The 13,112-nt window shown below is 54.7% G+C and carries 15 protein-coding genes; 12 read left to right on the top strand and 3 right to left on the bottom strand.

What is annotated here, in order from left to right; translation table 11 throughout:
• The first annotated feature begins 153 nt into the window (after positions 1 to 153).
• The 8 genes from atpF to KKD83_02375 are packed head-to-tail and all read left to right on the top strand — an operon-like array spanning position 154 to position 8,125.
• A complete protein-coding gene (atpF, locus tag KKD83_02410; protein ID MBU2535005.1) occupies positions 154 to 663 on the top strand; it encodes a F0F1 ATP synthase subunit B in 510 nt (169 codons plus the stop codon).
• A gap of 20 nt (positions 664 to 683) precedes the next feature.
• Positions 684 to 1,223: an ATP synthase F1 subunit delta gene (gene atpH / locus KKD83_02405; protein MBU2535004.1), complete on the top strand. Its 540-nt coding sequence runs from the start codon at positions 684 to 686 to the stop codon at positions 1,221 to 1,223.
• Between the two features lie 41 nt (positions 1,224 to 1,264).
• Complete coding sequence (locus KKD83_02400) at positions 1,265 to 1,720, top strand: cyclic nucleotide-binding domain-containing protein (protein ID MBU2535003.1); 456 nt, start codon at positions 1,265 to 1,267, stop codon at positions 1,718 to 1,720.
• Positions 1,721 to 1,771: 51 nt separating this feature from the next.
• Positions 1,772 to 3,739: an acetate--CoA ligase gene (acs, locus tag KKD83_02395; GenBank protein MBU2535002.1), complete on the top strand. Its 1,968-nt coding sequence runs from the start codon at positions 1,772 to 1,774 to the stop codon at positions 3,737 to 3,739.
• 42 nt (positions 3,740 to 3,781) lie between these two features.
• Positions 3,782 to 5,302 (top strand): F0F1 ATP synthase subunit alpha, encoded by a 1,521-nt coding sequence (atpA, locus tag KKD83_02390; GenBank protein ID MBU2535001.1) that lies wholly within the window; start codon positions 3,782 to 3,784, stop codon positions 5,300 to 5,302.
• 10 nt (positions 5,303 to 5,312) lie between these two features.
• The gene (atpG, locus tag KKD83_02385; protein ID MBU2535000.1) at positions 5,313 to 6,170 is read left to right on the top strand and encodes an ATP synthase F1 subunit gamma; all 858 of its coding nucleotides are present in this window, start codon (positions 5,313 to 5,315) and stop codon (positions 6,168 to 6,170) included.
• A 14-nt stretch (positions 6,171 to 6,184) separates the two neighbouring features.
• On the top strand, positions 6,185 to 7,696 hold the full coding sequence (gene atpD, locus KKD83_02380) for a F0F1 ATP synthase subunit beta (GenBank protein ID MBU2534999.1): 1,512 nt from the start codon (positions 6,185 to 6,187) through the stop codon (positions 7,694 to 7,696).
• Between the two features lie 3 nt (positions 7,697 to 7,699).
• Positions 7,700 to 8,125 carry a F0F1 ATP synthase subunit epsilon gene (locus KKD83_02375; protein MBU2534998.1) on the top strand — a complete coding sequence of 142 codons (426 nt, stop codon included), beginning with the start codon at positions 7,700 to 7,702 and terminating at the stop codon, positions 8,123 to 8,125.
• A 7-nt stretch (positions 8,126 to 8,132) separates the two neighbouring features.
• On the opposite strand, the gene rimM is transcribed toward KKD83_02375, so the two are convergent.
• From rimM to rpsP, 3 genes are all read right to left on the bottom strand, one after another.
• On the bottom strand, positions 8,133 to 8,705 hold the full coding sequence (rimM, locus tag KKD83_02370; protein ID MBU2534997.1) for a ribosome maturation factor RimM: 573 nt from the start codon (positions 8,703 to 8,705) through the stop codon (positions 8,133 to 8,135).
• Positions 8,692 to 8,922: a KH domain-containing protein gene (locus KKD83_02365; protein ID MBU2534996.1), complete on the bottom strand. Its 231-nt coding sequence runs from the start codon at positions 8,920 to 8,922 to the stop codon at positions 8,692 to 8,694. The genes rimM and KKD83_02365 overlap by 14 nt, the downstream gene beginning before the upstream one ends.
• A 134-nt stretch (positions 8,923 to 9,056) precedes the next feature.
• Positions 9,057 to 9,332, bottom strand: a complete 276-nt coding sequence (gene rpsP, locus KKD83_02360; GenBank protein MBU2534995.1) for a 30S ribosomal protein S16 — start codon at positions 9,330 to 9,332, stop codon at positions 9,057 to 9,059.
• A 108-nt stretch (positions 9,333 to 9,440) separates the two neighbouring features.
• On the opposite strand from rpsP, the gene nfi reads away from it, so the two are divergent.
• From nfi to radC, 4 genes are all read left to right on the top strand, one after another.
• Positions 9,441 to 10,160, top strand: a complete 720-nt coding sequence (gene nfi / locus KKD83_02355; protein MBU2534994.1) for a deoxyribonuclease V — start codon at positions 9,441 to 9,443, stop codon at positions 10,158 to 10,160.
• 17 nt (positions 10,161 to 10,177) lie between these two features.
• Positions 10,178 to 11,279, top strand: a protein-coding gene (gene prfB, locus KKD83_02350) for a peptide chain release factor 2 (GenBank protein ID MBU2534993.1) whose coding sequence is annotated in 2 segments (ribosomal slippage) — positions 10,178 to 10,243 and positions 10,245 to 11,279 — 1,101 coding nt in all. Because the reading frame shifts where the segments join, the coding sequence is not laid out codon by codon here.
• Entirely contained in the window at positions 11,276 to 12,367 is a 1,092-nt protein-coding gene (locus tag KKD83_02345) for a peptidase MA domain-containing protein (GenBank protein ID MBU2534992.1), read from the top strand. The genes prfB and KKD83_02345 overlap by 4 nt, the downstream gene beginning before the upstream one ends.
• A gap of 20 nt (positions 12,368 to 12,387) precedes the next feature.
• The gene (gene radC, locus KKD83_02340; GenBank protein MBU2534991.1) at positions 12,388 to 13,095 is read left to right on the top strand and encodes a DNA repair protein RadC; all 708 of its coding nucleotides are present in this window, start codon (positions 12,388 to 12,390) and stop codon (positions 13,093 to 13,095) included.
• The last annotated feature ends 17 nt before the right edge of the window (positions 13,096 to 13,112 follow it).

Here is a 13,112-nt window from a genome sequence, read left to right as displayed (position 1 = left end):
GTATTTAGGAGGTAATTATGGAACAGGATAGAATACCTCTGTCTATCGGTGTTATCATTGCCGCCGTGGTGCTGGGGGCGCTAATTTTCGCCGGCCTGGTGGTGGCGGCGATTCTCGCCATTTGATTTAATACTGGACAGAAGGGGGCAAAGAATGGAGGGACTTGCCGGACTCGGCATTAATGTGCCCATATTGCTGGCGCAGATTGTGAACGTGGTGATTCTGCTCGTGGTCCTCTACTTTGTTGCCTACAAGCCGGTGATGAGGATGCTTGACCAGCGTTCCAAAAGAATCAAGGACAGCATGGAACAGACCGATGCCATCAAAGAACAGGCTGCCCGTGCCGAAGAAGAAGTGAAGAAGCAACTGGCAGCGGCTGGCAAGGAAGGGCAGAAACGCATTGCCCAGGCTGCGCAGGCCGGCGAAGAAATCAGGGAGAAAGCCAAGCAAAGCGCCAGGCAGGAAGCCGAGGCCCTTATTACTAGGGCGCGCGGCGAGATACAGCGGGAGCGGGACGAGGCCATCAGCGAATTACGAAAGGAAGTGGTCGACATCACCATCATGGCGGCGGAGAAGGTCATTGACCGGTCTCTGGATAAGAAGGCGTATCGCGAGCTTATTGATAAAGTCCTGGAAGAGAGCGATGCTCTGAAAGAGAAATAAAGACTGGTTAAAGAACGGACATGGCGAGAAGACCATATTCGAAACGATATGCGCAGGCGGTGTTTGAAATCGCACTGGAAGCAGGCGAGCTGGAACGCTGGCAATCTGACCTGCAAAAGATTGTCCGGGTGGTAAGCGACGAGGATTTTTCGGCGGTACTGGAAAGCCCGAAGGTTCATTTTAGCGAAAAAACGAAATTGCTGTCCGGGCAAATGAAAGAGGCGAACCCAATGTTGCTGAACCTGCTCCTTCTGCTAATCAGCCGGGGCAGGCTGGATATGATTGGTAAAATCGCTGACGGGTATCTGCGGTTGTTGAACAGCCACCGCGGTATAGAGATAGCTGAGGTGACCACGGCGGTTCCGCTGACCAAGGAGGACGAACAGAAGCTGGCCAGACATCTCGGCCGTATTGTGGGCAAGAAAATTGAAATCAAGGCAGATATAAATCCGGGTGTAATCGGCGGATTCGTTGCCCGGATTGGAGACAGGTTACTTGACGGCAGCATCCGGGGCAAACTGGCGGCGTTAAAAAAGGCAATGGCTGGCGCTGAAAGGTGAGCTTTAAAAGCCTGGTCTAGAAATAGTGTGGAGGTTCGAGAATGGAAAAGATTGAGGTACTGAAGCGATGTCCCATGTTTCATGAGTTAGATGAGGAGCAATTGAAAATAATTGCCGACATGGCAACCAGTGAAGTCTATGAAGTTGGGGAGAGCCTGGGCAAGCAGGGCAGGAGCCAGGAGAAGGTATTCATCATTGAGGACGGTCTTGTTGGCATATACCTGGAACTGGGCCCGATGATGCACCGCCAGATACAGGCGGCATCGAACTTTGAACTGGTGTGCTGGTCGGCAATATTGCCTCCCCATCGTATGTACACCACGGTAAGGGCAATCGAGACCACGAAGGTGCTGGCATTCAAGGGCAAGGAGCTCGCTCAGCTTTGCCAGACTCATCCCCAGATTGGGTGCAAAATAAACCGGGGCGTCGCCCAGACAATTGCCACCAGGCTCAATAGCGCCTATACGCAGTTGATGGGCGTTACCGCACAGGACTAATTAATAGCAGATATTTTGTAGTTAGCGGTTGAGAATTGGACGGAGGATTTGATGAACGAAGTAAAAGGGATTACTTCGATGATGGGGGAAAAGAGAAGTTTCAATCCCCCGAAGGAATTTAGAGAGGCAGCATACATCCAGAGCATGGATGAATATAAGAAGCTATACCGGCGTTCCATAGATGATCCGGAGGGGTTCTGGGGTGAAATGGCGGAACAGCTCGACTGGTTCAAGAAGTGGGACAAGGTCGTGGAAGCTGATTTTGGCGAAGGGAAGCATCAGTGGTTCGTCGGCGGCAAGCTGAATGTGAGCTATAACTGCATTGACCGTCATATAGGTACGTGGCGTAAAAACAAGGCGGCGCTCATCTGGGAAGGCGACATCGGTGATACCAGGGTAGTGACCTACCAGCAGCTCTACCGCGAGGTGTGCAAATTCGCCAACGTTCTGCGGAAGCTGGGGGTTAAGAAGGGCGACCGTGTTTCCATTTATCTTCCCATGATAGTGGAATTGCCCATTGCCATGCTGGCCTGTGCGCGTATCGGCGCCATTCACAGCGTCATCTTCGGCGGCTTCAGTGCAGAAGCCCTGCGCGACCGGATACTGGACTGCGGCTCGGAAACGCTCATTTGCTGTGATGGCTACTATCGCGGCGGCCGTGTCATCCGCAGCAAGGATAATGCCGACCAGGCGCTTGAGTCCTGCCCTGATGTAAATAACGTCATCGTGGTTAAGCGGGCGGATATCGGCATACCCATGCAGGAAGGCCGTGACCGGTGGTGGCATGACCTTATGGCCGGCGTGGAAATCAAGCCCGTGTGCGATGTGGCGGTATTGGATTCAGAAGACCCCCTCTTCATCCTCTACACGAGCGGCAGTACCGGCAAACCGAAGGGCGTGATGCACACCCAGGCGGGCTATCTGCTGCACACCTATCAGACGTTCAAGTGGATTTTCGATGCCAAGGAAGAGGATGTTTACTGGTGCACGGCGGACATCGGCTGGGTGACCGGTCATTCGTACATTGTCTACGGGCCCCTGGCCCTTGGCGCCACGTGTATTATGTTCGAAGGTGTCCCCACCTATCCGCATGTCGACCGGTTCTGGGATATCGTGGAGAAATATCAGGTTACCATCTTCTATACCGCACCCACTGCGATACGCGCCCTCATGCGCGAGGGTGAGGAGTGGCCCAACAAACACGACCTGAGCTCGTTACGGCTTCTGGGAACAGTGGGTGAGCCGATAAACCCCGAAGCCTGGATGTGGTATTACAACGTTATCGGCAAGGGAAAGTGCCCGATTATCGATACCTGGTGGCAGACCGAAACGGGAGGCGTTCTTATCACCACTTTCCCCGGCGCCATGCCAGCCAAGCCCGGCTCAGCCGGCGTGCCTTTCTTCGGCGTGGAGCCGGCAATACTGCGTGAAGACGGCTCAACCGTGGGGGTGAATGAGGGCGGTTACCTGGTGATGAAACGGCCCTGGCCTGGCCTGATGCGCGGTGTTTACGGTGACCCGAAACGATTCAAGGAAACATATTTTGTCCGTTTCCCGGGCGTTTACACCACCGGTGACGGGGCCAGGATAGACGAGGACGGCTACTACTGGCTGATGGGCCGTATCGATGACGTTATCAATGTCTCCGGTCATCGCATCGGTACCGCCGAGGTTGAAAGCGCACTGGTATCACATGGTAAGGTGGCCGAGGCGGCGGTGGTCGGCATGCCCCATGAGGTAAAGGGACAGGGCATTTACGCCTACGTAACTCTGGTGGCAGGCATGGAAGACGGTGATGACCTCAAAAAGGAGCTCGTGGCCCACGTCCGCAAGGAAATCGGGCCCATCGCCACGCCGGATAGAATCCAGTTTGCTGAGGGCCTACCCAAGACCCGGAGCGGAAAAATCATGCGCCGTATTCTGGTCAAGATTGCGGCGGGAGATGTCAGCAATCTGGGAGATACCAGCACGCTGGCCGACCCGTCGGTAGTTGAGAGCCTTGTCGAGGGCAGGCTGTAATATAAAAGAGCAAAGAATTAACTCGGAGAGGAGGTAGCTCCGGTGTCGACCAAAGGGCAGGAAATCGTATCGGTGCTGAAAGAGCAAATCAAACAGTTTGGCAGTACCGTCGCTATGGTGGATGTGGGCACGGTGATTGAGGTTGGTGACGGTATTGCCCGCATTCACGGATTGACCTCAGCCAAATACAATGAACTGCTTGAATTCCCCAATGATGTTATGGGAATCGCATTGAACCTGGAAGAGGACAGCGTGGCGGCGATAATTCTCGGGGGCTACCTTAAGATTAAAGAAGGCGATGAGGTGCGGTGTACCGGGCGAATTGCTGAGGTGCCCGTAGGTGAAGCGCTTATCGGACGGGTTGTTGACCCTCTGGGTCGACCTCTGGACGGCAAAGGCCTCATTAAAGCCGAGAGGACCCGTCCAGTGGAGCGTGTGGCGCCCAATGTGGTGCTGCGCCGGTCCGTGGATACCCCCGTACAGACCGGAATCAAGGCAATCGACAGCATGATTCCCATTGGCCGGGGCCAACGGGAACTGATAATCGGCGACCGCTCCACCGGTAAAACGGCAATCGCCGTTGACACGATAATTAATCAAAAAGACGGTGACCTTACCTGTATTTATGTTGCCATTGGCCAGAAGGTGTCCAAGGTGGCGCGCCTGGTGGCTACACTGGAAAGCCACGGCGCTATGGAACATACCATCGTGGTGATGGCCAGCGCTTCCGATTCCGTTGCCCTTCAGTACCTGGCGCCGTATGCCGGATGCGCCATCAGCGAAGAGTTCATGGAGCATGGCAAGGATGCCCTGGTTGTCTATGACGACCTCACCAAACACGCCTGGGCATACCGGCAGCTATCATTGCTGCTGCGCCGACCGCCGGGAAGGGAGGCCTATCCGGGCGATGTTTTCTACCTGCACAGTCGGCTGCTGGAGAGGGCAGCGAAGTATGCGCCGGAATACGGTGGCGGTTCACTGACCGCGCTGCCCATCATCGAAACGCAGGCCGGCGACCTTTCAGCATATGTTCCAACCAACGTGATCTCCATAACCGACGGCCAGATGTACCTGGAAACCGACCTCTTCAATGCTGGTATCAGGCCGGCGTTGAACGTCGGTTTATCGGTATCTCGTGTTGGAGGCAAAGCCCAAACGCAGGCGATGAGGCAGGTGGCCGGCAAGCTGCGCCTGGAACTGGCCCAATACCGCGAACTGGCTGCCTTTGCCCAGTTCGGCACCGGCGAGCTGGATAAAACGACCAGGGCCCAGCTTGAACGTGGGCAACGGCTCACCGAGGTTCTGAAGCAGTCTCAGTTCGTACCTGTGCCACTGGAAAGGCAAATTATGATTCTTTATACCGCGGTTAACGGTTATCTTGATGATATTGCTATCGACAAAGTCGCCCTTTTCGAAACCAAATTTTATCAGTTCATGGATGAAAAACATCCTGAGATAGTTAAATCTCTTGTCCAAGACAAAAAAATCGGTTCGGAGACGGAAAGGGCTTTAATCAAGGCTATCAAGGAGTTCAAGGAGCTCCATAATACCGAGTTGTTTTAAGAGGTAAAGATTGGCAAACATTCGCACCATACATCGGCGGATACGGGGGGTAAAGAGTACGGCCAAGATCACCCGGGCGATGGAGATGATTGCCGCTTCCAGAATGAGGCGGGCGCAGGAACGTGGTCTGGCCGGCAGGCCCTATGCGGATAAAATCCAGCAGGTTATTGCTGACCTGGCTACTCTGACAGGAACCGAACGGGCACCGCATCCGCTCCTGCAGCGGCGTCCGATTAATAAAATTGCCCTGGTTCATATTACCCCCGACCGCGGTCTGTGCGGCGGGCTTATCAGTAGTCTCAATCGCACCATTGCCAGCTATATTCTGGAGCAGAAAGCGCCGGTTTCTGTTATTGCTGTTGGGAAGAAAGGGCTTGACTTTGTACGCCGGTGTGACACAGAGGTGGTGGCCGAATTTACCCATCTCGGCGACCGCCCCAGCCTGATGGACACCCTGCCCATTTCACAGATAGTGATTGAGGATTACAGCAAAGGTACCTTTGACCTGGTCTGCCTGGTCTACGCACGCTTTGTCTCCACGATGGTACAGCATCCCTGCGTGCAGCGACTGCTTCCAGTGGAACCAGCCAGCATACCGGCAGTGCAGAATGTGGAGTATATCTATGAGCCAGGTCCTGGTGTCGTGCTGGGCAACCTTCTGCCTCGCTTCGTTGAGATGGAGGTTTACCATGCCATTCTGGAGTCCATCGCCAGCGAACAGTCGGCGCGGATGGTGGCAATGAAGAACGCGACGGATAATGCCAGTGAGCTTATCGATGAGTTGACCCTGCTTTACAACAAAGCCCGCCAGGAGGCGATTACCAAAGAGCTTCTGGACATTGCCGGTGGCGTGGAAGCTCTGGCTTAACCGAGGAGGTTACAATGGCAAAAGGCAAAGTGACTCAGGTAATCGGTACGGTGGTTGATGTTGAATTTCCACCCGATAAATTGCCGGCACTTTACAACGCAGTTGAGATAAATGCCGATGGCAGCAGAGTGGTGCTTGAAGTCCAGGAACACATGGGCAATAACCGGGTCAGATGTCTGGCGCTATCACCCACCGATGGCCTGGGGCGTGGCGCCGAGGCGGTAGATACCGGAGCTGCGCTCAGCGTGCCGGTGGGCAGAGCCACGTTGGGGCGCCTGTTTGATGTCATGGGCGAGCCTCTGGACAACCTCGGTACTGTGAAAGCGAAAGAACACTGGCCAATCCATCGCCCTCCGCCGTCACTGGAGGAACAGTCGACGAGTACCGAGATAATGGAAACGGGACTCAAGGTGATTGACCTGATTACACCGTTCACCAAGGGCGGGAAAATCGGCGCCTATGGAGGTGCCGGGGTAGGCAAGACGGTCATCATCATGGAATTAATCCGCAACATCGCCACCGTGCATGGCGGCTTTTCCGTGTTCACCGGCATCGGCGAGCGGTCGCGTGAAGGCAACGACCTGTGGTACGAGATGAGAGAGTCGGGTGTCATTGACAAAACGGTGCTCGTTTTCGGGCAGATGAACGAGCCTCCGGGGGTACGACTACGTGTTGGACTGACCGGGCTGACCATGGCGGAATACTTCCGCGATGTCGAGAACCAGGATGTGCTGCTATTCATCGATAATATATATCGCTATACACTGGCCGGCATGGAGGTTTCCGCCCTGCTGGGGCGTATGCCTTCGGCAGTGGGTTACCAGCCGACTCTGGCCACGGAGATGGGCGAGCTGCAGGAGAGGATTACGTCAACCAAACACGGCTCAATCACCTCTTTCCAGGCTATCTATGTTCCGGCGGACGACTACACCGACCCGGGAGTGGTGGCTACTTTTGGCCACCTTGATGCCGTGATTGCGCTGGAGAGGTCCCTTACCGAGCAGGGACTGTATCCGGCCGTCGACCCATTGGTCTCAACCTCCCGTATTCTGACGCCGGCGGTGGTCGGCGAGGAACACTATCAGGTCGCCCGCGAGGTGCAGCAGGTATTGCAGCGTTACAAGGACCTGCAGGATATCATCGCCATCCTCGGTATTGAAGAGCTCAGCGAGGAGGACAAACTTACCGTTGGCCGGGCACGGCGCATCCAGCGCTTTCTATCTCAGCCAATGTTTGTTACCGAGGTGTTTACCGGCAGAGAGGGTAAGTATGTGCCAGTACAGGAAACGGTGCGTGGTTTCAGGGAGATACTTGACGGCAAGTACGACAACCTGCCGGAACAGGCATTTTATATGGTGGGTAACATCGACGAAGTAGCAAAGCAGGCAAAAACTATAAGCGTCAGCGGTGAGGCAAGGGAGGAGAAAGAGGAATCGGTGGGGGGAGAAGGCAAAGAAGTGGCGGCAGAGACAGCCGAAAAGGATAAGGCAGAATCTGAGGACGGAAGGAAAAAAGCGGGGAAGTAGGCGATGCCAGGTATATTACTTGATATTGTAACTGCGGAACGAATGGTCTATTCCGACAATGTGGATATGGTAATTGCGCCTGGCTTTGAAGGCCAGCTCGGGATTCTGCCCCACCATACCCCATTGATGACAACGCTGCTGCCCGGCGAGCTGCGGGTAAAAAAGGGCGACGAGGAAGTATCGCTGGCGATATCCGGAGGCTTCCTTGAGGTACGCCCCGACAGGGTGGTTGTTCTGGCCGACGCTGCGGAGCGGGCGGAGGAAATCGATGTAGAGCGGGCGGAGGAGGCCCGAAAACGCGCCCGGGATAGGCTGTCCCAGGAGCTTGAACCTGGCATCGATGGCGCCCGTGCGGAGGCAGCGCTCCGCCGTTCGCTGGCACGTCTGAGGGTGGCAGAGACAGCGCGAAGAAGAAAAGCAAGGCGTTAGCGGGAAGCTAATCGGTCTTTTTCCGGTTTAATTCCAGAAGCCCCGCGATGGGCTCAATCTCCATATATCCGTGCTCTAAATCTATTGACTTGACCACATCTTCAACGGCCGGAATAAGGATTTCGCCTTCTGTTCCCTGTACAACGTAGGTATCGTTGCTCTTACCACCCAGGACTTCCCTGATTTTACCCAGATGCTCTCCTCCGGCGGTCTTTACCTCCAGCCCGATGAGCTGAAAATAATAGTAATGGTCTTCCGGCAACGGTTGGAGCTGACTCTGCGGTATCTCTATGGGTTTGCCCCGTAGCTGCCGGGCATCTTCAGTGCAGTCGATAGTATTGAACTTTATTAACGGCCGGCCGCGGTGCCATGACACATCAACAACGGTCACCGGTTTACCGTCGATAAATACCTGTGCGCCGGGGGAAAACCGCTGGGGGAAATCAGTTTCTATCTTGACGCTTACTTGGCCCTTGACTCCCCAAGGGGCGATAATACGCCCGATAGTAATGAAGTCCGAATCGAACGTTTCTGTTTCTGGTTCTTGATTTTCAGATGGGGCGAAATCAGATAATTTCAAGTCTAACCCGGGAGGAAGCCTTGGCGGCTTTTACCCTGAGCAGAGCACGCATGGCTTCAGCGATTCGGCCCTGCTTGCCAATGACCCTTCCCTTATCCTCATCAGCGACCTGCAACTTCAGTGTCAGCAGGCCTTCTTCGTCAGTTTCCTCTTCAACTTTTACTTCATCGGGTTCATCGACGATTGATTTGGCAATGTATTCGACGAGTTCTTTCATGCTTTCTCCTTGCGCAGTGAGTTCCCGCGTGGTTTGAGGCTTCTCTTGCTCCTCGGGTTCACTCGTGGTTTGAGGCTCTTCTTGCTCCTCGGGTTCACTCATGATTTGGGGCTCTTCCTGTTCCTCGGACTTACTCATGATTTGGGGTTCTCCTTACTTGTATTGGATTTCTGTAGAATGCCTGCCTTGCTCAGCAGCCTGGCGGCGGTATCTGTCGGTTGGGCGCCCTTGCTTAACCAGTGGCGTGCTTTTTCTTCGTTAATAACCACGGTTTCCGGGTCGGTGAGGGGATTGAAATGACCGATAATGTCGATGAAGGCTCCATCACGGGGTGAGCGGGAGTCAGCAACAACCAGTCGATAGTTTGGCTTGCCCTTGGCTCCGGTGCGGCGTAGTCTGATTTTTACCATGTGTTATCTAGCTCTCTAAATTATTATTATGCACTATTGTTCTAGTCCCTGTCAATGGCAGTGAGTGAATCAGTTGCCAGATGATATTATTGCGGTTATAATCGGGATATGGAAGTGCATAAACTGCACGACTGGCAGGTCAGCACTCCACAGGCTTTCGACATCCAGCGAGAGCTGGCCGCCAGGGTTTCCCGCATCAACGAAATCGGTGAGCCCCGCTTTGTTGCCGGCGTTGATATATCCGCCGGCCGTGCCCAGGGTATGGCTACCGGGGCGGTGGTCATCATGGATTACCCTGATTTGAAGCTGGTGGAAGTGAAAACGGTTAATGAAAAACTGGCCTTTCCCTACATTCCGGGCCTTCTCTCTTTCCGGGAGTCGCCGCTGGTTCTGGCCGCTTGCGAGAGGTTGACCGTAACGCCCGACCTCATTCTGGTGGACGGTCAGGGGCTGGCCCACCCCCGCCGACTCGGGCTGGCCTCCCATCTGGGACTGCTGCTGGACACGCCGACCATAGGCTGTGCCAAGTCGCGACTGTGTGGTCATCACAGGGAACCGGGCGATGAGCCGGGCAGCTATACAGAACTGGTGGACAAGGGTGAAGTGGTCGGGGCTGTCCTGCACACAAAGGAGAATACCAGACCGCTCTATATTTCCATTGGCCATAAAGTTGACCTTGAGGCTGCTATTCACTGGGTGCTTGCATGTTGCCGCGGCTACCGTATTCCGGAGCCGCTACGGTTTGCCCATCTGGTCGCCGGAGGAAGCATAAAAGAGAAAGAATATATCCCTTCTCGCGAGCCGACTTTGCAGGGAAAATCATTATAGGCGGAGAGGCATATTAAATGCAGGAGTTACTGGACAAGCTGGAAGACCTGCGCTCTCGAATTTCCATGGCACTGGTGCATCTTTGACATTGCCGGCAAGGAAGTGGAAATCGGCAGGCTAGAGAAAGAATCGGCACAGCCGGACTTCTGGCTTGAGCAGGTTAAAGCACAGGATACCATGCGTCGATTAGCAGAGCAAAAGAGGGCGGTGGAGCGGTGGCGAGGGCTGGAAAAAAGAGTGGCTGACCTGACGGAACTGGCCCATCTAACTGGAGAAGATGAATCGCTTCAATCGGAAATAGAGTCGGAGACAGCACAGGTTGAGGCAGCTCTCGCGCAGCTCGAATTCCAGCTCGCTTTCAGCGGTGAATATGATGAGCGCAATGCCATTCTGGCAGTCCATGCCGGTGCCGGGGGCACCGAGTCTCAGGACTGGGCGGAGATGCTGATGCGGATGTACCTCCGCTGGGCCGAGCGTCGTGGCTATCAGGCGGAAATCCTGGAGAGTACATCGGGTGAGGAAGCCGGGATGAAAAGCGCGGTCATTGAGATTGGCGGCGACTATGCCTACGGGTATTTAAAAGCGGAGCATGGTGTTCACCGGCTGGTTCGGCTGTCCCCATTTGATGCTGACCACGCCCGGCATACCTCGTTCGCTCTGGTGGAGGTAATACCGGAGGCCAAGGCGGACGTTGATATTAAAATCGAGCCCGATGATTTGAAAGTGGAAACGTTTCGGTCCAGCGGGCCGGGCGGGCAACATATGCAGAAGACCAGCAGCGCGGTCAGATTGACCCACCTGTCCACGGGGCTCGCCGCTACCTGCCAGAGCGAGCGGTCTCAATATCGGAACAAGGAAACCGCCATGACCATACTCCGGTCGCGCCTGCTGGAGCTGGAACTGAAGAAACGCGCCGAGGAAAAAGCCAAGATTAAAGGCAAGCGCATCGCTGCGGGCTGGGGAAACCAGATCCGGAGTTATGTCCTGCATCCGTACAAGATGGTCAAAGACCACCGGACCGATTATCAGACGGGCAATCCTGATGCGGTGCTTGATGGCGAACTGGACGGTTTTCTGGAAGCCTATCACCGGTCCGGTCTGGGGAGGGAGGAATTATGAAAAGGGTAGTGTTTTTAATTGTAGTAACCACTTTGCTCTTGATACCATTGAGCCCAATAACCGTTCAAGCTGTTGACGGGCTGCAGGTTCTGGAGAGCCGTGTTGAAGTTGATTTTCCGATGAGAGTAAACTTCGGTCTCTCCGCGACCGGTGATGCCGATATCACCGATATCCGCCTGCACTATACCGTCGACCGTATGAGTCACGCCGAGGTCGTCAGCGAGGTGACGCTGAAATTTGAACCGGCGACCATGGTCGATGTGGGGTGGAGCTGGGATATGAGGAAGACCGGTGGCCTGCCCCCGGGCAGCAGCGTGAGCTACTGGTGGACGCTTGAAGATGCCAACAGCAAGAAAATTGAAACCGAGCCGACCATGGTTCAGGTCGATGACGACCGCTATCCCTGGCGCAGCCTGAGCGAGGGATTGCTGACGCTGCACTGGTATGAGGGAGATGAGTCCTTCGCCGGGGAGCTAATGTATACCGCTCAGCAGGCACTGATACGTCTGGCCAATTACACCGGTGCCGAGCTGGAAAGTCCGGCTGAGATATACATTTACGCCAAGTCCGAAGACCTGCTCGGTGCTATGATTTTCCCTCAGGAATGGACGGGAGGCGTTGCCTATACCAGGTTCAGTACCATTGCCATCGGCATTTCCCCGGACACTCTTGACTGGGGCAAGCGGGCGATGACCCACGAGCTGACGCATCTGGTGGTCCACCAGGTGGTCTTCAACCCCTATAATGACCTGCCCACCTGGCTCGACGAAGGGCTTGCCATGTGGGCAGAAGGGCCGCTTGAGCCGGTATTCGTCAACCTGCTGGTAAATGCCATCAATGAAGATAAACTGATAACCGTGCGCAGCCTGTCCAGCCCATTCTCCGCCTATGCTGAAGAATCGGTGCTGGCCTACGCCCAGAGCTACAGCCTGGTTGATTTATTGATAAACAATTATGGCCAGAGTCAGATGCTTGAGTTGTTGAATACCTTCCGTGAAGGAAGCGGCTACGACGAAGCCCTGCAGAAAGTGTACGGGCTGGACATGGACGACTTAAATGCCCTCTGGCTCAGCTTTATTACGAGATAAGCCCATCTCGTTGCAATGGCATGATGGAAAAAGATAAAGTCCAGAAGTCATTCACCATCCACGATTTACCGGTTTCCGAACGGCCGAGAGAACGGCTGCAGAAGTTCGGTGCCGAGGCCCTTTCCGCGCAGGAGATTCTGGCGCTTATTCTGGGCAGAGGCATCGCTGGCGAGTCGGTGATGGTAACCGCCCAGAGGCTTTTGAGCCAGTTCGGCAGCCTCAAGGGAATTGCCGGCGCTTCGATTGAAGAGCTGTCCAAGGTCAGAGGAATTGGCCTCGCCAAGGCGGCGCAGATAAGCGCCGCTTTTGAATTGGCCAGCCGGCTCGAAGGCTACCAGGAAAGCGGAAAGCGCGAAACGGTCAAAACGCCTGAGGACGTCGTGGCGCTCATCCGCAGTCGACTGAAGGGGAAAAAGAAGGAATATTTTCTGGCCTTGCTGCTGGATACCAGAAATCAGCTTATCCGGGTAGCTGAGATATCGGTAGGCAGCCTGGACAGCAGCATTGTCCATCCCAGAGAGGTATTCAAAGAAGCGGTGTCCGCCAGTGCGGCTTCGGTGCTCTTTGCCCATAATCATCCCTCCGGCGACCCGGAGGCTTCAGAAGATGATATAAATTTGACCAAAAGACTGGCTGAAGCAGGTGAGATAATGGGCATTGATGTCCTTGACCATATTATTATCGGAGAGCAAAAATACCTGAGCCTGAAGCGGGAAGGTCTGTTCTGATACTGATAAATTAAGAA

The organism is Chloroflexota bacterium (genome assembly GCA_018829775.1).
Lineage (GTDB): Bacteria > Chloroflexota > Dehalococcoidia > Dehalococcoidales > RBG-16-60-22 > E44-bin89.
This window is presented reverse-complemented; position numbering and strand designations above follow the sequence as displayed.